At 60.4% G+C, this 19,667-nt stretch carries 14 protein-coding genes, 2 tRNA genes and 1 pseudogene; 14 read left to right on the top strand and 3 right to left on the bottom strand.

What is annotated here, in order from left to right; all coding sequences use genetic code 11:
• The first annotated feature begins 62 nt into the window (after window positions 1-62).
• The 12 genes from AC1DIG_RS25355 to AC1DIG_RS25300 all read left to right on the top strand — a co-directional run bounded on the left by AC1DIG_RS25355 (window position 63) and on the right by AC1DIG_RS25300 (window position 15,066).
• A complete protein-coding gene (locus tag AC1DIG_RS25355) occupies window positions 63-1,562 on the top strand; it encodes an NAD(P)H-hydrate dehydratase (protein ID WP_477769491.1) in 1,500 nt (499 codons plus the stop codon).
• Entirely contained in the window at window positions 1,550-2,020 is a 471-nt protein-coding gene (gene tsaE / locus AC1DIG_RS25350) for a tRNA (adenosine(37)-N6)-threonylcarbamoyltransferase complex ATPase subunit type 1 TsaE (RefSeq protein ID WP_477769490.1), read from the top strand. The genes AC1DIG_RS25355 and tsaE overlap by 13 nt, the downstream gene beginning before the upstream one ends.
• The gene (locus AC1DIG_RS25345) at window positions 2,021-3,457 is read left to right on the top strand and encodes an N-acetylmuramoyl-L-alanine amidase (protein WP_477769489.1); all 1,437 of its coding nucleotides are present in this window, start codon (window positions 2,021-2,023) and stop codon (window positions 3,455-3,457) included.
• An 8-nt stretch (window positions 3,458-3,465) separates the two neighbouring features.
• On the top strand, window positions 3,466-5,370 hold the full coding sequence (gene mutL, locus AC1DIG_RS25340) for a DNA mismatch repair endonuclease MutL (RefSeq protein ID WP_477769532.1): 1,905 nt from the start codon (window positions 3,466-3,468) through the stop codon (window positions 5,368-5,370).
• The gene (miaA, locus tag AC1DIG_RS25335) at window positions 5,370-6,341 is read left to right on the top strand and encodes a tRNA (adenosine(37)-N6)-dimethylallyltransferase MiaA (protein ID WP_477769488.1); all 972 of its coding nucleotides are present in this window, start codon (window positions 5,370-5,372) and stop codon (window positions 6,339-6,341) included. The genes mutL and miaA overlap by 1 nt, the downstream gene beginning before the upstream one ends.
• Window positions 6,342-6,434: 93 nt before the next feature.
• On the top strand, window positions 6,435-6,695 hold the full coding sequence (gene hfq, locus AC1DIG_RS25330; protein WP_123423785.1) for an RNA chaperone Hfq: 261 nt from the start codon (window positions 6,435-6,437) through the stop codon (window positions 6,693-6,695).
• Window positions 6,696-6,707: 12 nt separating this feature from the next.
• Complete coding sequence (gene hflX / locus AC1DIG_RS25325) at window positions 6,708-8,009, top strand: ribosome rescue GTPase HflX (RefSeq protein WP_019691506.1); 1,302 nt, start codon at window positions 6,708-6,710, stop codon at window positions 8,007-8,009.
• A gap of 96 nt (window positions 8,010-8,105) precedes the next feature.
• Window positions 8,106-9,272 (top strand): FtsH protease activity modulator HflK, encoded by a 1,167-nt coding sequence (hflK, locus tag AC1DIG_RS25320; RefSeq protein ID WP_477769487.1) that lies wholly within the window; start codon window positions 8,106-8,108, stop codon window positions 9,270-9,272.
• Window positions 9,272-10,141, top strand: coding sequence for a protease modulator HflC (gene hflC, locus AC1DIG_RS25315; RefSeq protein WP_427547397.1), 870 nt, complete (start codon window positions 9,272-9,274; stop codon window positions 10,139-10,141). Before hflK ends, hflC begins: the two co-directional genes overlap by 1 nt.
• Before the next feature lie 317 nt (window positions 10,142-10,458).
• Complete coding sequence (locus tag AC1DIG_RS25310) at window positions 10,459-11,646, top strand: ATP phosphoribosyltransferase regulatory subunit (protein ID WP_477769486.1); 1,188 nt, start codon at window positions 10,459-10,461, stop codon at window positions 11,644-11,646.
• A gap of 54 nt (window positions 11,647-11,700) precedes the next feature.
• Entirely contained in the window at window positions 11,701-12,993 is a 1,293-nt protein-coding gene (locus tag AC1DIG_RS25305; protein ID WP_123423781.1) for an adenylosuccinate synthase, read from the top strand.
• A gap of 138 nt (window positions 12,994-13,131) precedes the next feature.
• Window positions 13,132-15,066: a methyl-accepting chemotaxis protein gene (locus AC1DIG_RS25300; protein ID WP_477769485.1), complete on the top strand. Its 1,935-nt coding sequence runs from the start codon at window positions 13,132-13,134 to the stop codon at window positions 15,064-15,066.
• 121 nt (window positions 15,067-15,187) lie between these two features.
• Here AC1DIG_RS25300 and AC1DIG_RS25295 read toward each other — a convergent pair.
• The 3 genes and pseudogenes from AC1DIG_RS25295 to AC1DIG_RS25285 all read right to left on the bottom strand — a co-directional run.
• Window positions 15,188-15,329 (bottom strand): annotated as a pseudogene (locus tag AC1DIG_RS25295) (hypothetical protein); the annotation flags it as partial.
• A gap of 110 nt (window positions 15,330-15,439) precedes the next feature.
• Window positions 15,440-15,526, bottom strand: a tRNA-Leu gene (locus tag AC1DIG_RS25290).
• A 165-nt stretch (window positions 15,527-15,691) separates the two neighbouring features.
• Window positions 15,692-15,778, bottom strand: a tRNA-Leu gene (locus tag AC1DIG_RS25285).
• Between the two features lie 225 nt (window positions 15,779-16,003).
• Here AC1DIG_RS25285 and rnr point away from each other — a divergent pair.
• Window positions 16,004-18,634, top strand: a complete 2,631-nt coding sequence (gene rnr / locus AC1DIG_RS25280; protein ID WP_477769484.1) for a ribonuclease R — start codon at window positions 16,004-16,006, stop codon at window positions 18,632-18,634.
• Entirely contained in the window at window positions 18,631-19,398 is a 768-nt protein-coding gene (rlmB, locus tag AC1DIG_RS25275; RefSeq protein ID WP_054595361.1) for a 23S rRNA (guanosine(2251)-2'-O)-methyltransferase RlmB, read from the top strand. The genes rnr and rlmB overlap by 4 nt, the downstream gene beginning before the upstream one ends.
• Window positions 19,399-19,667: the final 269 nt, after the last annotated feature.

Here is a 19,667-nt window from a genome sequence, read left to right as displayed (position 1 = left end):
AGACAGGGGAAACCGGAGCTGAGGTGCGTATAATTCTGCCAGACATCGGAGCCTGAAGACGCATGCCGCAGACAAAACACCATTTACCCGACGCGCTGTACAGCGCCGCACAGGTCCGGGCGCTCGACGCGCGGCTGATTGCGGCCGGAACACCGGGCTTCGAATTGATGCATCGGGCGGCTCGTGCTACTTGGCGGGCGATGGTCCGGCACTGGCCGACGGCCACTGAACTCAGCGTGTTGGCGGGCCACGGCAATAACGCTGGGGACGGTTATCTGGTGGCGGTATTGGCTCTGCGAGCCGGCTGGCAGGTGCGAGTGCTGGCGGTGGTTGAACCGGCGCGCCTGCAGGGTGATGCCGCGCTGGCGTATGCCGAAGCCCTGGCCGCCGGGGTTGTCGTCGAGGCCTGGTCACCTGCTATCGAGCTGCGAGGCGTGGTGCTGGATGCGCTGCTGGGCACTGGCCTGAGCGGTGAGGTGCGCGAACCCTATGTTGCCGCGATCGAGGCAATCAATGCTTGTGGCCTGCCCGTTGCGGCGGTGGATATCCCGTCCGGCCTGTGCGCCGATACCGGGCGAGTCCTCGGGGTTGCGGTTCGGGCCGACCTCACGGTGACGTACATCGGCCTCAAACTTGGGCTGTTCACCGGCGATGCGGCGGATCAGGTGGGGGAGTTACAGTTCAGCGATCTGCAAGCCGACCCGCAGGTTGTCGCTGAAAGCACCGTCAGTGCTTATCGCCTGAATCCTGGCAACCTGCCGCGCCTGGCGGCTCGGGTACCGAGCGCTCACAAAGGCCGGTTCGGTCACGTCCTGCTGATCGGTGGCGATCGCGGTTTTGGTGGTGCCATTCTCTTGAGCGCCCAAAGTGCCCTGCGCAGTGGCGCGGGCATGGTATCTCTGGCCACCCGCAGCGAACATGTGCCGGCCGCATTGGCGCGGGTGCCCGAGGTCATGGTGCTGGGTACGCATTCCGCCAACCAGCTGATGGGCCCGCTTCAGCAAGCCAGTGTGCTGGTGGTCGGGCCGGGTCTCGGCAAGGGCGCGTGGGGTCGTAGCTTGTTGTCGGCAGCGGCCAATGCCTCGTTACCGCAGGTTTGGGATGCCGATGCGCTGAATCTGCTGAGCCTGGGCGATGTGCGTCTGCCGAAGGATTGCGTGATCACTCCGCATCCGGGGGAGGCGGCGCGGTTATTGGGGATTTCCACGGCTGAGGTTCAAGCCGATCGCCCTGCCGCGGCCCATGCATTGAGCAAAAAATACACAACCACCGTCATTCTAAAAGGGGCCGGCAGCCTGATTGCCAGTCCCGATGGTCGTTTGGCGCTGTGTCATCAAGGCCATCCGGCCATGGCTACCGCGGGTCTGGGCGATGTACTGGCCGGACTGGTCGGTGCCTTGTTGGCTCAGGGCCTGAACGCATTCGATGCGGCTTGCCTGGCGGTCTGGCTGCACGCCAACGCTGGCGAACGTGAAGGTAAATATGGCCGGGGGCTGGCGGCCAGTGATCTGATTCCCGCCATTCGTCAGTTGCTGGAGGAGCAAGCACCGTGTCTGAAGTAACCCTGTATCTGGCCAATGAAGACGCCATGGTGGTGTTGGGCAACCGTATCGCTCAAGTGACCCAAGGGCACGGCATCATCTTTCTGGACGGTGACCTGGGGGCGGGTAAAACCACCCTGTCGCGGGGCATTATTCGTGGCTTGGGGCATGTTGGGGCGGTAAAAAGTCCGACCTTCACCTTGGTCGAACCCTACGAGATCGGTGACACCCGCGCCTTCCACTTCGACCTGTATCGACTGGTCGATCCGGAGGAGCTGGAGTTTCTCGGCATTCGTGACTACCTCGAAGACGATGCACTGTGCCTGATTGAGTGGCCCCAGAAGGGTGCAGGCTTTTTGCCAAAGCCTGACCTGACCATTACCATTAGCCCGCATGACAGCGGGCGTTCGCTGAATCTGTCGCCCCAGGGTTTGCGTGGCGAGTCCTGGTGTGCCGCTTTGGCATTGGAATTCAAATAAATGATGGGGTTAGGTATGCGCTTTCGCGCGTTGGTTGCTGTCGTAGGAATGCTGCTTACGGCACTGGCCGTCGACGCTGTGGCCGCGACAAAGGTCAACAGTGTTCGCTTGTGGCGGGCACCGGATAACACCCGACTGGTGTTTGACCTGTCTGGCCCGGTCCAGCACAGCGTCTTTACCCTGACGGCTCCTGATCGTCTGGTGATCGACATCAATGGCGCCGTCCTTGGCGCACCGTTGAAGGTCTCTACCGCCAATACCCCGATTACCGACATGCGTTCGGCTCAGCGCACGCCGACCGATCTGCGGGTGGTCATCGACCTGAAAAAAGCCGTCACCCCGAAAAGCTTCGTGCTGGCGCCGAATGCGCAGTACGGCAACCGACTGGTGGTCGATCTGTTCGACAACGCCGCCGATGCCGCGCCACCACCTGCGCCGACCCCGGCCCCAACCGTTGCCACCGTGCCTGCGGTGCCGGTGGCTCCGGTTGAGCCGGCAATCAAGTTGCCGCCTGCTCCGGCCGGCAAGCGCGACATTATCGTGGTCATCGATGCTGGTCACGGCGGCGAAGACCCGGGCGCTTCCGGTTCCCGTGGCCAGCACGAGAAAGACGTAGTGCTGGCCATCGCCCGCGAACTGCAGCGCCAGGTCAACGGCATGAAAGGCTTCCGGGCCGAGCTGACCCGTACCGGCGACTACTTCATTCCATTGCGTGGCCGTACCGAGATCGCCCGCAAGAAGGGCGCCGACCTGTTCGTCTCGATTCACGCCGACGCGGCACCCTCCGCCGCAGCGTTCGGCGCTTCGGTATTCGCCTTGTCCGAGCGCGGCGCAACATCCGAGACCGCCCGTTGGCTGGCCGACAGCGAAAACCGTTCCGACCTGATCGGCGGTGCCGGCAACGTCAGCCTTGACGACAAGGACAAGATGCTCGCCGGCGTACTGCTTGATCTGTCGATGACCGCGTCGCTGACCTCCAGCCTGAACGTCGGCCAGAAGGTGTTGAGCAACATTGGCCGTGTCACCTCATTGCACAAACAGCGCGTCGAGCAGGCCGGGTTCATGGTGTTGAAGTCGCCGGACATTCCGTCGATCCTGGTCGAAACCGGGTTTATCTCCAACGCCAACGAAGCCTCGAAACTGGCTGCGTCTGGTCACCAGCAAGCGCTGGCCCGTTCGATCAGCGCGGGTGTGCGCCAGTTCTTCCAGCAGAACCCGCCACCGGGCACCTACATCGCCTGGCTGCGTGATTCCGGCAAAATTGCCCAGGGGCCGCGTGACCACACGGTGCGTCCGGGTGAAACCCTGGCGATGATCGCGGTGCGTTATCAGGTCTCGCCGGCGACCCTGCGCAGCGCCAACGGCCTGCAATCCGACGAACTGAAAATCGGCCAGCACCTGAACATCCCGGGCACCGAATTGGCGGCCAAGGAATGAACGACGCCGTGAACACCGCCGCGCGTATCGAGCTGCTCAGCCCGCGACTGGCGAACCAGATTGCCGCCGGTGAGGTGGTTGAACGCCCGGCTTCGGTGATCAAGGAGCTGTTGGAAAACAGCCTCGACTCCGGCGCCAAGCGTATCGATGTCGATGTCGAGCAGGGCGGCGTCAAGCTGCTGCGGGTTCGCGACGATGGCAGCGGTATCTCCTCCGATGATTTGCCGCTGGCGCTGGCGCGACATGCCACCAGCAAGATTCGCAATCTCGAAGACCTTGAGCAGGTGATGAGCCTCGGGTTTCGCGGTGAGGCCCTCGCGTCGATCAGCTCCGTGGCGCGTCTGACCCTGACGTCCCGCACCCGAGGTGCCGATCAGGCCTGGCAGGTCGAGACCGAAGGCCGGGACATGGCACCTCGCGTCCAGCCAGCGGCCCACCCGGTGGGTACTTCGGTTGAAGTGCGCGACTTGTTCTTCAACACCCCGGCGCGGCGCAAATTCCTCAAGACCGAAAAAACCGAATTCGATCACCTGCAAGAAGTGATCAAGCGTCTGGCGCTGGCGCGCTTCGACGTGGCGTTCCATCTGCGCCATAACGGCAAGACCATCCTCAGCCTGCACGAAGCCCATGACGACGCGGCTCGCGCCCGGCGTGTGGCGGCGATCTGCGGCGCGGGCTTCCTGGAGCAGGCGCTGCCAATCGAGATCGAGCGCAATGGCCTGCATTTGTGGGGCTGGGTCGGGTTACCGACCTTTAACCGCAGCCAGGCAGACTTGCAGTATTTCTTTGTGAATGGCCGTGCGGTGCGCGACAAATTGGTGGCCCACGCGGTGCGCCAGGCGTACCGCGACGTGCTGTTCAACGGGCGGCACCCGACGTTCGTGCTGTTTTTCGAAGTCGATCCGGCGGGCGTCGACGTCAATGTGCACCCGACCAAACACGAAGTGCGCTTCCGTGACGGGCGCATGGTCCACGACTTCCTCTATGGCACCTTGCACCGCGCCTTGGGCGACGTGCGTCCGGAAGATCATTTGGCTGCGCCTGTCGCGACGGCCGTGGTCAGGCCGACCGGCATCGAAGCCGGCGAGTTCGGCCCGCAAGGTGAAATGCGTCTGGCGGCCAATGCGTTGCTGGAGCAGCCGCAGGCACAGCCATCCTTTAATACAACGGCGGGCTCAAGCTCGGGCGCCGGCGCTGGTTATCAGTATCAATACACGCCGCGTCCGCAGTCGGGCGTGCCGGTGGCCGAAGCGCAGGCTGCCTATCGCGAGTTTTTTGCGCCACTGCCTGAGGCGAATGCCGCCGCGCTGCCAGACGGTCAGGGTGATATCCCGCCGCTGGGGTATGCGCTGGCACAACTCAAAGGCATCTACATTCTTTCGGAAAACGCCCAAGGGCTGGTGCTGGTGGACATGCACGCCGCGCATGAGCGGATCATGTATGAACGTCTGAAAATCGCGATGGCCAGCGAAGGCCTGAGCGGCCAACCGCTGCTGGTGCCGGAGTCGATTGCGGTCAGTCAGCGTGAAGCCGATTGCGCCGAAGAGCACGTCAGCTGGTTCCAGCGCCTCGGTTTTGAACTGCAGCGTCTGGGCCCGGAAACCCTGGCGATCCGGCAGATTCCGGCGTTGCTCAAGCAGGCTGAAGCCAATCGTCTGGTTCACGACGTGTTGGCGGACCTGATGGAATACGGCACCAGCGACCGGATTCAGGCACACCTGAACGAACTGCTCGGGACCATGGCCTGCCATGGCGCCGTTCGCGCCAACCGGCGCCTGGCCTTGCCGGAAATGAACGGTCTGCTGCGGGACATGGAAAATACCGAGCGCAGCGGTCAATGCAACCATGGCCGACCGACCTGGACCCAACTGGGTCTGGACGATCTGGACAAACTGTTCTTGCGCGGTCGTTGATGAGCCAGCTCCCTCCAGCGATATTCCTGATGGGCCCGACCGCTGCGGGCAAGACCGATCTGGCCATCGAGCTGACCAAGGTTCTGCCGTGCGAGCTGATCAGTGTCGACTCGGCGCTGGTTTACCGAGGCATGGACATCGGCACGGCCAAGCCTTCGAAGGAACTGTTGGCCGAGTTTCCTCATCGGTTGATCGACATTCTTGATCCGGTCGAGGCTTATTCGGCGGCTGATTTTCGCCGGGATGCCCTGCAGGCCATGGCCGAAATCACCGCGCGCGGCAATATTCCGCTGCTGGTCGGCGGCACAATGCTCTATTACAAGGCTTTACTCGAAGGTCTGGCGGATATGCCGGCGGCCGATCCGCAGATTCGCGCTGAAATCGAGGAAGAGGCTGCACGCCTTGGCTGGCAAGCCCTGCACGATCAGTTGGCGCTGATTGATCCGGTGTCGGCGGCGCGAATTCACCCCAATGACCCGCAGCGACTCAGTCGGGCATTGGAAGTTTATCGGGTCAGCGGCCAGAGCATGACCGAACTCCGCGCACGACAATCTGCGCAAAGTACTGAAGCAGGCGCTTCGGGTCGCCCACAATTGCCCTATACTGTCGCGAACTTGGCTATCGCTCCGGCGAACCGTCAGGTATTGCATGAGCGTATTAAACAAAGATTCACACAAATGTTGGAACAGGGATTCATTGACGAGGTCGTAGCCCTGCGTAAAAGAAGTGACCTGCATGCCGGGTTGCCGTCTATACGCGCTGTAGGCTACCGACAAGTCTGGGATTACCTGGATGGCAAGCTGACGTCAGCCGAGATGCAGGAGCGTGGGATCATTGCCACGCGCCAATTGGCGAAGCGCCAGTTCACCTGGCTGCGCAGTTGGGATGATTTACACTGGCTGGACAGCCTCGATTGCGACAATCTGCCACGCGCCTTGAAATACCTGGGAACGGTCTCCATATTGAGCTGAGTCCTTGCAATTGCCGTCTATCCTTGGGGGTGTGACGGCCTAAGCCACCTGTTTACCTATTTTTATTATTGAATCCTTAAAGGAGTGCGGCACATGTCAAAAGGGCATTCGCTACAAGACCCTTACTTGAATACATTGCGTAAAGAGAAAGTTGGGGTTTCCATCTATCTGGTCAACGGAATCAAACTGCAAGGCACGATCGAGTCGTTCGACCAGTTCGTTATCCTGCTGAAAAACACCGTCAGCCAGATGGTTTACAAACACGCTATCTCTACAGTGGTGCCGGTTCGTCCAATTCGTCTGCCTAGCGCAACCGAAACCGAACAAGCAGACGCTGAGCCAGGTAACGCCTGATAGGAGTCTCCTTTGTTCTTTGAGCGCCACGGTGGTGGTGAGCGAACCATTCTCGTTCACTTGGATGGTCAGGACCCTGAGGCGCGCGAAGATCCGCAGGAGTTTCAGGAGTTGGCAATTTCGGCCGGCGCCGAGACCGTCGCGTTTGTTAACGTGCCGCGTCATCGGCCAACCGCCAAATACCTGATTGGCAGTGGCAAGGTCGAGGAGTTGCGCGACCAGGTCAAAGCCGAGAAGGTCGATCTGGTCATATTCAATTCCGTCCTCACGCCCAGTCAGGAACGTAACCTCGAACGTGTTTTCGAGTGTCGCGTGATTGACCGTACCGGCCTGATTCTCGATATCTTCGCCCAACGCGCCCGCACCCATGAAGGCAAGCTCCAGGTTGAACTGGCCCAGCTTGAATACATGAGTACGCGACTGGTCCGCGGCTGGACTCACCTTGAGCGGCAGAAAGGCGGTATCGGTCTGCGCGGTCCGGGTGAAACCCAGTTGGAAACCGACCGGCGTCTTCTGCGGGTTCGCCTGCGGCAGATCAAGGGTCGTCTGGAAAAGGTCCGCAGTCAGCGTGATCAGGCGCGTCGTGGCCGCAAGCGTGCGGATATCCCGTCGGTTTCACTGGTGGGCTATACCAACGCCGGCAAGTCGACGCTGTTCAACTCGGTCACCGATTCCGATGTATTCGCCGCCAACCAGTTGTTCGCGACCCTCGACCCGACCTTGCGCCGGCTCGAACTCGCCGACCTCGGTCCGATCGTGCTGGCTGATACCGTGGGTTTCATTCGTCATCTGCCGCACAAGCTGGTCGAGGCATTTCGGGCTACGCTCGAAGAGTCGAGCAACTCTGACCTGCTGCTGCATGTGATCGACGCCCATGAGCCGGAGCGGATGGCCCAGATCGAACAGGTCATGGTGGTGCTCGGTGAGATCGGTGCACAAGACTTGCCGATCCTGGAGGTCTATAACAAGCTCGATTTGCTCGAAGGCGTAGAGCCGCAGATCCAGCGTGATGCCGACGGCAAGCCGCAGCGGGTCTGGTTATCAGCGCGTGACGGTCAGGGCCTGGACCTGCTCAAGCAGGCGATTGCGGAATTGCTCGGCAACGATTTGTTCGTTGGCACCTTGCGCTTGCCGCAGCGTTTTGCTCGACTGCGTGCACAGTTCTTTGCGCTCGGTGCCGTACAGAAAGAAGAACACGACGAAGAAGGCATCTGTTTGCTGGCCGTTCGTTTGCCGCGAGTCGAGCTCAATCGACTGGTGAGCCGCGAGGGAATGCAGCCGTTGGAATTCATCGAGCAACACACTTTGCAATAAAAGCCTGAAAAAGCGGTTGTGCCGCTGTGGCAGGCATTCTGTAGCATTGGTCGGCGCGCCGTGGGTGCGTCTTTGCTTTATCAGATGGAGAGCGCTATGGCTTGGAATGAGCCGGGTGGCAACTCGAATAATCAGGATCCTTGGGGTGGTAAACGCCGCAATAATGGCGACCGCAAGGGGCCACCAGATCTCGACGAGGCCTTTCGAAAGCTGCAGGAAAGCCTGAATGGGTTGTTCGGTGGTAGCAAGAAACGCGGTGATGATGGCGGTGGTTCGGGCAAGGGCGGCGGTTACGGCCTGCTCGGCATCGGCCTTGTCGTGCTGGCGGCCGTCTGGCTGTACAGCGCGGTTTATGTCGTCGACGAGCAGGAGCAAGCCGTGGTGCTGCGCTTCGGCAAGTACTACGAAACCGTCGGACCGGGCCTGAACATCTACTTCCCGCCGATCGATCGCAAGTACATGGAAAACGTCACGCGTGAGCGTGCCTACACCAAACAGGGTCAAATGCTCACTGAAGACGAGAACATCGTCGAAGTGCCGCTGACCGTGCAGTACAAGATCACCAATCTGCAGGACTTCGTGCTGAACGTCGATCAGCCGGAAATCAGCCTGCAACACGCGACCGAGAGTGCCTTGCGCCATGTGGTGGGTTCCACCGCCATGGACCAGGTGCTGACCGAAGGTCGTGAATTGATGGCCAGCGAAATCAAGGAGCGTCTGCAACGCTTCCTCGATACCTATCGCACCGGTATCACCGTCACTCAGGTCAACGTTCAGAGCGCAGCGGCACCGCGTGAAGTCCAGGAAGCCTTCGATGACGTGATCCGTGCTCGTGAAGATGAGCAGCGTTCGCGCAACCAGGCTGAAACCTACGCCAACGGCGTCGTGCCGGAAGCCCGTGGTCAGGCCCAGCGCATCATTGAAGATGCCAACGGTTACCGCGACGAAACGGTATCGCGCGCCAAGGGTGAAGCAGATCGCTTTACCAAGCTGGTCGCCGAATATCGCAAGGCTCCGGAAGTCACTCGTCAGCGTCTGTACCTGGACACGATGCAGGAAGTATTCAGCAGTACCAGCAAGGTTCTCGTGACCGGCAACAAGAATGGCCAGAACAATCTGCTGTACTTGCCGCTGGACAAGATGATCGACAGTGGTCGTAGTGGTGCAGCGCCGGTAACCAGCGCGGCCGCGACCAGCAATGAAGGGCATGCGCGTTCGGCAACTGATCTGCAACAGCCGGCACGTACCAGGGAGAGTCGCTGATGAGCAATAAATCGCTGATCGCCCTTATTGTCGGCGTCGTCGTGGCGATCGCAGCCTGGAACTGTTTCTACATCGTGGCTCAGACCGAGCGTGCGGTGCTGCTGCAGTTCGGGCGCGTGGTTCAGACTGATGTTCAGCCGGGCCTGCATGTGAAAGTGCCTTACGTTAACCAGGTGCGTAAATTCGACGCACGCCTGATGACGCTGGACGCACCGACACAGCGTTTCCTGACACTGGAAAAGAAAGCCGTCATGGTTGATGCCTACGCCAAGTGGCGCGTCAAGGATGCCGAGCGTTTCTACACTGCGACTTCCGGCCTCAAGCAAATTGCAGACGAGCGCCTTTCGCGTCGCCTGGAATCGGGCCTGCGTGACCAGTTTGGCAAGCGCACCCTGCACGAGGTGGTGTCCGGTGAGCGTGACGCGCTGATGGCGGACATCACGGCTTCGCTGAACAAGATGGCGGAAAAAGAGCTGGGCATCGAAGTGGTCGATGTTCGGGTCAAGGCCATCGATCTGCCGAAGGAAGTGAACCGCAGCGTGTTCGAACGCATGAGCACCGAGCGTGAGCGTGAAGCGCGCGAGCACCGTGCCAAGGGTAACGAGCTGGCCGAAGGCATCCGTGCCGACGCCGATCGTCAGCGCCGCGTACTGCTGGCTGAAGCCTATCGTGAATCTGAAGAGGTTCGCGGTGACGGTGATGCCCAGGCCGCGGCGATCTACTCCAAGGCCTACGGCCAGGATCAGGAGTTCTACGGTTTCTACCGTAGCCTGCGTGCCTACCGTGAAAGCTTCGCGAACAAATCCGACGTCATGGTTCTGGACCCAAGCAGCGACTTCTTCCGTTACCTGGAAAAAGCCAAGCCTTGATCCGACACTGATCTTGGGGACCCCCGCCGAGCGGCTAAAACCTCTCGCGGGGTGATCCTTTGAGAAAACGTGTGTATGATGCGGCAGCCGGGAAATTCCCGGCTTTTTTGCGTCTGCACGTTTGATTGCGGTTTTTTATTGCAAGACTCGAGTTGAACAACTCGACAGGTTTTTCGAGGAAAGTGTTTGGCGAGGCCGATTCCAGGCCGATCGCCGCGTTGTTCATGCGCGCGACTTATGCGTATGGTTCAGACATTTTCTGCTTCACTCAAGGCCAGCCTGAGGGTTGGCGGCCCGGATCATAGGGGAATGGCGTAATGGCAACGGTAGACCGCTGGCTGCTGCCAGATGGCATCGAAGAAGTACTGCCACCAGAGGCGGCGCGCATTGAAGTCGCGCGTCGTCAGGTGTTGGATCTGTTCCAGAGCTGGGGTTACGAGTTCGTCGTGACCCCGCATATCGAGTACCTGGAATCCCTGCTGACTGGCGCAGGCCAGGACCTCGATCTGCGGACCTTCAAGGTCATCGACCCGCAGTCGGGCCGGCAGATGGGTTTCCGTGCCGACATTACGCCGCAAGTGGCGCGCATCGATGCGCACACCTTGCGTCACGAAGGCCCGAGCCGTCTGTGCTACGCCGGTAGCGTGCTGCATGCGCAGCCGCGGGCCTTGTCGTCCTCGCGCAGCCCGATTCAGCTGGGCGCCGAGCTGTACGGCGATGCCAGCCCGAGCAGCGACGTGGAAGTCATCAGCCTGATGCTGGCCATGCTGCAACTGGCCGACGTGCCGGATGTGCACATGGACCTTGGGCATGTCGGCATCTACCGTGGCCTGGCGCGTGCCGCCGGTTTGTCCGGTGAGGTCGAGCAACAATTGTTCGATGCCCTGCAACGCAAGGCTATCGATGAGGTCATTACCCTGACCGAAGGCCTGCCTGCCGATTTGTCGGGCATGCTGCGGGCGCTGGTTGATCTGTGTGGCGGCCGCGAAGTGCTGGCTGCCGCTCGCGAACGTCTGGCCAACGCGCCTGCGCCTGTTTTGGCGGCGCTGGACGACTTGCTGGCGATTGCCGAGCGTTTGTCCGTGCGTTTCCCGGATCTTCCGCTGTACTTCGATCTGGGCGAGTTGCGCGGTTACCACTACCACACCGGTGTGGTGTTCGCGGTATTCGTACCGGGTGTCGGCCAGTCCATTGCTCAGGGCGGTCGTTACGACGACATCGGCGCCGACTTCGGTCGCGCCCGTCCGGCGACTGGCTTCTCTACCGATTTGAAAACCCTGGTGACCCTGGGGCGTGCTGAAATCGAGCTACCGTCTGGCGGTATCTGGATGCCTGACAGTACGGATGCAGCACTCTGGCAGCAGGTTTGCCAGTTGCGCAGTGAGGGTCAGCGTGTCGTCCAGGCATTGCCTGGGCAACCATTGGCCGCCGCCCGTGATGCGGACTGCGACCGGCAATTGATTCAGCAGAACGGGCTTTGGCAAGTATTGCCGCTGGCTTCTTGAGTTTTCCTGCCGGCGGCTGCCGGCACCAAGTTTGCGCGAATGAGGACAAGTGTTATGGGTAAGAATGTCGTAGTCCTGGGCACCCAATGGGGTGATGAGGGCAAAGGCAAGATCGTTGATCTGCTGACCGAACATGCTGCCGCCGTAGTGCGCTACCAAGGTGGCCACAACGCTGGCCACACGCTGGTGATCGACGGCGAAAAAACCGTCTTGCACCTGATTCCGTCGGGCGTGCTGCGCGATGGCGTGCAGTGCCTGATCGGCAACGGCGTGGTGGTTGCACCTGACGCCCTGCTGCGCGAGATCATCAAGCTGGAAGAGAAGGGTGTACCGGTGCGCGAGCGCCTGCGCATCAGCCCGTCCTGCCCGCTGATCCTGTCTTACCACGTAGCGCTGGACCAGGCTCGTGAAAAGGCCCGTGGCGAGCTGAAGATCGGCACCACCGGTCGTGGCATCGGCCCGGCTTACGAAGACAAGGTTGCGCGTCGTGGCCTGCGCATCGGTGACCTGTTTCACCGTGAGCGTTTCGCCGCCAAGCTGGGCGAGTTGCTGGACTACCACAACTTCGTACTGGTCAATTACTACAAAGAGCCGGCCATCGACTTCCAGAAGACTCTCGACGAGTGCATGGAATACGCCGAGCTGCTCAAGCCGATGATGCTCGACGTCACCGCCGAACTGCATAACCTGCGTCGCGATGGCAAAGACATCATGTTCGAAGGCGCCCAAGGTTCCCTGCTGGACATCGACCACGGTACCTACCCGTACGTCACCAGCTCCAACACCACCGCTGGCGGCATCGCGACCGGTTCGGGTTTTGGCCCGATGTACCTGGATTACATCCTCGGCATCACCAAGGCCTACACCACTCGCGTTGGCTCGGGTCCGTTTCCGACCGAGCTGTTCGACGACGTCGGTGCGTTCCTGGCCAAACGTGGCCACGAGTTCGGTGCAACCACCGGCCGTGCCCGTCGTTGCGGCTGGTTCGATGCCGTTATCCTGCGTCGCGCCATCGACGTCAACAGCATCTCGGGCCTGTGCCTGACCAAGCTGGACGTGCTGGACGGTCTTGAGACCATCAACATCTGCGTGGGCTACAAGAATCAGGAAGGTGCCGTGATCGATGCACCGACCGACGCCGACAGCTACATCGGTCTGGAGCCAGTGTACGAACAAATGCCGGGCTGGACCGAGTCGACCCTTGGCGCCAAGACCCTGGAAGAGCTGCCTCAGGCTGCTCGTAACTACATCAAGCGCGTCGAAGAGTTGGTCGGTGCGCCGATCGACATTATTTCGACAGGCCCGGACCGCAACGAGACCATCGTTCTGCGTCACCCGTTCGCTTAATAAGTCGTTGATGTAAAAAGCAAAGGGCCCTTAATCGGGCCCTTTGTCGTTTATGCCTGTTGAGCGGCATGACCTTTGCTGTGAATCTCTCTTCCAGAGTGCCATCAATTTAATGGCGTGCAAGTAGAGGGATTTCCTGTGTCGGCCGTTCTCTCACTGTTACAAAGCCGTTTGTTGCGGCCTGTGTTCGTTACCCTCGGTATCGCCCTGTTGGTGCAAGTGTTGGTGGCTGTCGCACTGACTCGGAGCACAGTGACCGCATTGGAAGCTGATTTGGGCAATCGTCTCGGCGTTGATAGCCAGAAACTCTCTGGCGAGCTCGAGCAGGCCGGGCGTGAAGTCACTTCCAGTCTTGATAACCTCTCCACCAGTACCCGTCAGCGCCTGACCACCGGCTTGTCCTCGCGACTCAAGGACGAGCAGGCGCAACTGCGTGCGGCCCTGGAAAAGGACCTGAAGGACTCGGCCAATGACATGGCTCAGCTCCTGGCATCGGTCGCACCCCGCGCGATGTGGGACAGCGACGTTCCTACGCTGTCCGAATTCGCCCGTCGGGCCCAGCGCAATCCGAACGTACTGTTCGTGGTGTACGACGACGCCACCGGCCAGCACCTGACCCGTTACCTGAACCGGGAAAATCCGATCAACGCTGCCCTTGTGGAAAAAGGCCAGGGTGATCGGGCGCTGGATAAGGTGCTGGATGCGGCAAAACACGATCCTTCGGTCTACTACCTCGAAGCCTCGATCAACCCCAATGGCGTGGAAATCGGCAAGGTGCTGATGGGCGTCTCCACGGCGTCGGTGGAAACTGACCTGGCGGCCCTCGACAAGCGCTTCTCGGCGCTGATCGCCAGCAGTGATCAACTGGTCGGCGACAGTCTCAAAGGCGCTGCTGCCGATAGCGCCACGGCCATGCGCTCGCGCTTGCAGTCGGCGCAGTCTACGGCCACTGAAATGAAAGCCAATACCGCCAGCACTGTTCAGGAAGCGGCGGCGACCTTGCGCTGGCGGATCGGCATGGCGCTGGCGCTGGTCGGCTGCGGTGTCTTGCTGCTACTGGCGGTCGTGCTTGGGCGGCGTGTAGTCAATCGCCTGAAGCTGTTGATCGCGGCAATGGAGGATCTTGCCGCGGGTGATGGTGACCTGACCAAGCGCGTGCAAATCAATAGCAAAGATGAAATCGGCGACATGGCGTCGGCGGTCAACCGCTTTGTGGATAAGTTGCAGCCGATCGTTCGCGAGGCGGGTGACGTGGCCCAGCGTACTGGCGTGGAAATCGGTGCCATGAGCAAGCGCAATGCCGGTGCCGATGCGGCGGCGAAATCCCAGCGCGATGAAGTGGCGGAGAGCTTGCGTGCCTTGTCGCAAATGGCTGACGAGGCACAGGCCGAAAGCCACGCGATGCAGGCGGCGTTGCAGCAGGTGGTGGATATTCGTCAGGCAACGGATGAAAACACCCGCACCTCGGCGCAGGTTGGCAACTTGATCGAAGCCTTGGCTGGACAAGTCGATACCGGGGCCAAGGTCATCGAGCGCCTGGCGCAGCAGAGCGAGCAGATTGAAGTGGTGCTGGAGGTGATTCACGGAATCGCCGAGCAGACCAACTTGCTGGCACTGAACGCGGCGATCGAAGCGGCGAGGGCTGGTGAGACTGGACGTGGTTTTGCGGTGGTGGCCGATGAAGTGCGGGCGCTGGCCAGCAAGACTCAAAGCTCGACTGGCGACATTCAGGCGCACATCGGGGCGTTGCAGCAAGGCGCCCGCGAGGCCGTAGCGGCGATCGGGCAGGCGGGGCGTCAGGCCAGCGAAGGGTTGCTGGTATTGCGCGACAGTGCGCGCTTGCAGCAATCGGTGCAGGTTTCCGTCGAGCAGGTGCATGCGGCCATCGGTCTGGCGACCCAGGCGGCGGCCCATCAGGCCAAAGGCGCACACGCGGTGCGTGGGCGGGTCGAGACCATTCATGCCCAGGCCGAGCGTGCGGCGCAGGCAGTGGTGGAAACCACCGCTAGCGGCAAGGTGCTCGACAGCCTGGCGGCACAGCTGAAAGCGAGCCTGGGGCAGTTTCGGGCTTAAGATTTTTGTTGGTTGGGTTGACGTCATCGCGAGCAAGCTCGCTCCCACATTTGATCTCCGGTGTTCACAAATTTTGTGTTCGCTGAAGATCAGTGTGGGAGCGAGCTTGCTCGCGATGACGTCAGCGGCTCAAATGCATCCGCGTCGTGAGTAGATAGATCGGCAACCCCGACACCAGAATCAACAGCGCTGCAAACTCGACATTCGCGGTGTGCGCCCGCACCTCTGATTCCGGTTGGGCTCAACAATAGCGTCGCTATCAGCTACAGAGGCTGTGTCGGTATATGCGTGAGATTTCCGAACGTCAGAAACGCAAAAACCCGCTTTCGCGGGTTTTTGTGAGATTCAAGATCGTTGACCTTGAACCTTGAATTGGTGCCCAGAAGAAGACTCGAACTTCCACGACCTTGCGGTCACCAGCACCTGAAGCTGGCGTGTCTACCAATTTCACCATCTGGGCAATATCTTCAGCGTTGCCGCTGTTGATGTGGCGCACTATACGGAGAGCGTTTTGATCTGTAAACCCCTGATTTAATTTTAATAAATCAAATGGCTAGAATGCAAAAACCCGCTTTCGCGGGTTTTTGTGTGAGCCTTGAAATTGAACTAATCTCAAGCTCGAAATTGGTGCCCAGAAGAAGACTCGAACTTCCACGACCTTGCGGTCACCAGCACCTGAAGCTGGCGTGTCTACCAATTTCACCATCTGGGCAGTATCGAGATGCGTCTGCGTCGTCGATGGCGCGCACTATACGGAGCGTCCTTTTAACTGTAAACCCCTGAACTCAAAAAAACCTGGAAAATTTTACGAGCGGTGCTTAATGCTGTCTTTCCAGGCGGAGGAAGGGACTTTTAGGGCCTCCAAGAGCCTGAAATTTCCCGTTTCATTACGCCTATGCCAAACTAACCCGCATATAGACAAGGTGAAAACTCTCTAATGGCCGATTGGCAGTCCCTCGATCCCGAGGCCGCTCGTGAAGCGGAAAAATATGAAAACCCTATTCCTAGCCGCGAACTGATCCTTCAGCACCTTGCTGATCGGGGTTCGCCTGCTAACCGCGAGCAACTGGTCGAAGAGTTTGGTCTGACCACAGAAGACCAGATCGAAGCCCTGCGCCGCCGCCTGCGCGCCATGGAGCGCGATGCTCAACTGATCTATACCCGTCGCGGCACTTACGCGCCGGTAGACAAGCTCGATCTGATCCTGGGCCGCATCAGCGGCCACCGTGACGGCTTCGGCTTCCTGATCCCGGACGATGGCAGTGACGACCTGTTCATGAGCCCGGCGCAGATGCGCCTGGTGTTCGATGGCGACCGTGCGCTGGCACGGGTTTCCGGCCTCGACCGTCGTGGTCGCCGCGAAGGCGTGATCGTCGAAGTGGTGTCGCGTGCTCACGAAAGCATCGTCGGTCGTTACTTCGAAGAAGGCGGCATCGGCTTTGTGGTGGCCGACAACCCGAAGATCCAGCAGGAAGTGCTGGTCACGCCGGGGCGTAACGCCAACGCCAATATCGGCCAATTCGTTGAAGTGAAGATCACGCACTGGCCGACTCCGCGCTTCCAGCCGCAAGGCGATGTGGTAGAGGTGGTCGGTAACTACATGGCGCCGGGCATGGAAATCGATATTGCCCTGCGGACCTACGACATTCCTCACGTCTGGCCGGAAGCGGTGCTCAAGGAAGCCGCCAAGCTCAAGCCGGAAGTCGAAGAGAAAGACAAAGAGAAGCGCATCGACCTGCGCCATCTGCCGTTCGTCACCATCGACGGTGAAGATGCCCGCGACTTCGATGACGCGGTCTACTGCGAAGCCAAGCCAGGCAAACTGCGGCTGTTCTCCGGTGGCTGGAAGTTGTACGTGGCGATTGCCGACGTTTCCAGCTACGTGAAGATCGGTTCGGCGCTGGATGCCGAGTCCCAGGTTCGTGGCAACTCGGTGTACTTCCCCGAGCGCGTGGTGCCGATGCTGCCAGAGCAGCTGTCCAACGGCCTGTGCTCGCTGAACCCGCTCGTTGATCGGCTGGCCATGGTTTGCGAGATGACCATCTCCAAATCCGGTGAGATGACCGACTACTGCTTCTACGAAGCGGTGATTCACTCCCACGCCCGCCTGACCTACAACAAGGTCAGCGCAATGCTGGAGCAGCCGAAAACCACCGAGGCTCGTCAGCTTCGTGGCGAATACACCGACGTCGTGCCGCACCTCAAGCAGCTCTACGCGCTGTACAAGGTGTTGCTGGCGGCCCGCCACGTGCGCGGCGCGATCGATTTCGAAACGCAGGAAACCCGAATCATCTTCGGTTCCGAGCGCAAGATCGCCGAAATCCGTCCGACCGTGCGCAACGACGCGCACAAGTTGATCGAGGAATGCATGCTGGCGGCCAACGTGGCCACCGCCGAGTTCCTGAAAAAACACGAAATCCCTGCGCTGTACCGGGTTCACGATGGTCCGCCACCAGAGCGTCTGGAAAAACTCCGCGCCTTCCTCGGTGAGCTCGGCCTGTCCCTGCACAAAGGCAAGGATGGCCCGTCGCCGAAGGATTACCAGGCGTTGCTGGCCGGGATCAAGGATCGTCCGGATTTCCACCTGATCCAGACCGTCATGCTGCGTTCGTTGAGCCAAGCGGTGTACAGCGCTGATAATCAGGGCCACTTCGGCCTGAATTATGAAGCCTATACCCACTTCACCTCGCCGATTCGCCGTTACCCGGACTTGCTCACGCACCGGGCGATTCGCAGTGTCATCCACTCCAAGCAAGACACGCCGCACGTGCGTCGTGCCGGGGCGATGACCATTCCGAAAGCGCGCATCTATCCGTACGACGAAGCGGCGCTGGAACAGCTCGGCGAGCAGTGCTCGATGAGCGAGCGCCGTGCCGACGAAGCGACCCGCGATGTGGTGAACTGGCTCAAGTGCGAGTTCATGAAAGATCGCGTGGGCGAATCGTTCCCGGGTGTGATCACAGCCGTAACCGGTTTTGGCCTGTTCGTCGAGCTGACCGACATCTACGTCGAAGGTCTGGTCCACGTCACGGCTTTGCCGGGCGATTACTACCACTTCGACCCTGTGCATCACCGCCTGGCCGGTGAGCGTACCGGTCGCAGCTTCCGTCTCGGCGATACCGTCGAAGTGCGCGTGATGCGGGTTGACCTGGACGAGCGCAAGATCGACTTCGAGATGGCTGAAAAAACCATCAGCGCGCCGATTGGCCGCAAGAAGCGTGGTGCAGAGACCTCGGCGCCTGCTGCCAAGACTGCTGCTGAACCTGCGCCGGCCAAAACCGGTCGTCGTGGTCCGGCGAAGGAAAAGGCGGTCGAGGCTTATCGTCCGAGCGATGCCGCGGCGAAAAACGCCGAAGTGCGCAAAAGTCGTGAAATGAAACAGGCGTTGCTGGCCGAAGCGAAGAGCGGCGGTAAAGCGGCGTCTGGGGGAAAGACCGGGCGGTCGGCGCCTGAAAAGGCCTCCGGCGGCAAACCAGCCAAACCGAGTAAACACCGTAAAGGCCCGCCAAAAGCGGGCTCGGCTCCAGCCAAAAGCGGCGGGGCACGTAAACCTAAGGCCAAGTCATGAGTCAGTTGGAAAAAATCTATGGCGTGCATGCCGTAGAAGCGTTGCTGCGTCATCACCCGAAACGCGTCAAGCAGATCTGGCTGGCCGAAGGCCGCAGTGATCCGCGCGTTCAGACGCTGATCGAACTGGCCAGCGAAAACCGCGTTGCGGTCGGTCAGGCCGAGCGTCGTGAGCTGGATGCCTGGGTTGAAGGCGTGCACCAGGGCGTGGTGGCGGAAGTGAGTCCGAGCCAGGTCTGGGGCGAGGCAATGCTCGACGAGCTGCTCGACCGTACCGAAGGCGCGCCGCTGCTGTTGGTGCTCGACGGCGTAACCGATCCGCACAACCTCGGTGCTTGCCTGCGTTCTGCCGACGCGGCGGGTGCTTTGGCGGTGATCGTTCCGAAAGACAAGTCGGCCACCCTGACCCCGACTGTACGAAAAGTCGCCTGTGGCGCCGCGGAAGTGATTCCGTTGGTAGCCGTGACCAACCTGGCGCGCACCCTGGAAAAGCTCAAGCAACGTGGCTTGTGGGTTGTCGGCACGGCGGGGGAGGCCGAGCAGGATCTGTATCAGCAGGATCTGACCGGTCCTACCATCCTGATCATGGGCGCGGAAGGTAGCGGGATGCGTCGCCTGACTCGCGACCTTTGCGACTACCTGGTGCGTTTGCCGATGGCCGGCAGCGTCAGCAGCCTCAACGTTTCCGTAGCGACCGGCGTCTGTCTGTTCGAGGCCTTGCGCCAGCGCGGCGTCAAAGCTGCCGCAACCGCCAAGAAGTCTTAAGCCGGGCACGATCCAAATGTGGGAGCGGGCTTGCTCGCGAAAGCGGTGTGTCATTCAGCAAAAATGTTGGATGTGATGCCGCATTCGCGAGCAAGCCCGCTCCCACATTGGTTCTGCGCTATGGTGCAGATCGGTGATGTGAACGAGCTGTTCAAATAATCACCAATTGCCTTGCGCCGCTTCTGTCCCTTCTCTACAATTGCGCCCCTTGCTGTGACGGCAGGCACGCATGTGTCTATCGCCGGCAAGTCCATAAGTGTCATTCACTC

The sequence above is a fragment of the Pseudomonas sp. 05N431 genome (assembly GCF_056397005.1).
This window is presented reverse-complemented; position numbering and strand designations above follow the sequence as displayed.

What these genes read in the sequence shown, in the direction of transcription:
- AC1DIG_RS25355 (WP_477769491.1), top strand. Translation starts at nt 63, where the DNA reads ATGCCGCAGACAAAACACCATTTACCCGACGCGCTGTACAGCGCCGCA.
- AC1DIG_RS25345 (WP_477769489.1), top strand. Translation starts at nt 2,021, where the DNA reads ATGATGGGGTTAGGTATGCGCTTTCGCGCGTTGGTTGCTGTCGTAGGA.
- miaA (WP_477769488.1), top strand. Translation starts at nt 5,370, where the DNA reads ATGAGCCAGCTCCCTCCAGCGATATTCCTGATGGGCCCGACCGCTGCG.
- hfq (WP_123423785.1), top strand. Translation starts at nt 6,435, where the DNA reads ATGTCAAAAGGGCATTCGCTACAAGACCCTTACTTGAATACATTGCGT.
- hflK (WP_477769487.1), top strand. Translation starts at nt 8,106, where the DNA reads ATGGCTTGGAATGAGCCGGGTGGCAACTCGAATAATCAGGATCCTTGG.
- hflC (WP_427547397.1), top strand. Translation starts at nt 9,272, where the DNA reads ATGAGCAATAAATCGCTGATCGCCCTTATTGTCGGCGTCGTCGTGGCG.
- AC1DIG_RS25310 (WP_477769486.1), top strand. Translation starts at nt 10,459, where the DNA reads ATGGCAACGGTAGACCGCTGGCTGCTGCCAGATGGCATCGAAGAAGTA.
- AC1DIG_RS25305 (WP_123423781.1), top strand. Translation starts at nt 11,701, where the DNA reads ATGGGTAAGAATGTCGTAGTCCTGGGCACCCAATGGGGTGATGAGGGC.
- rnr (WP_477769484.1), top strand. Translation starts at nt 16,004, where the DNA reads ATGGCCGATTGGCAGTCCCTCGATCCCGAGGCCGCTCGTGAAGCGGAA.
- rlmB (WP_054595361.1), top strand. Translation starts at nt 18,631, where the DNA reads ATGAGTCAGTTGGAAAAAATCTATGGCGTGCATGCCGTAGAAGCGTTG.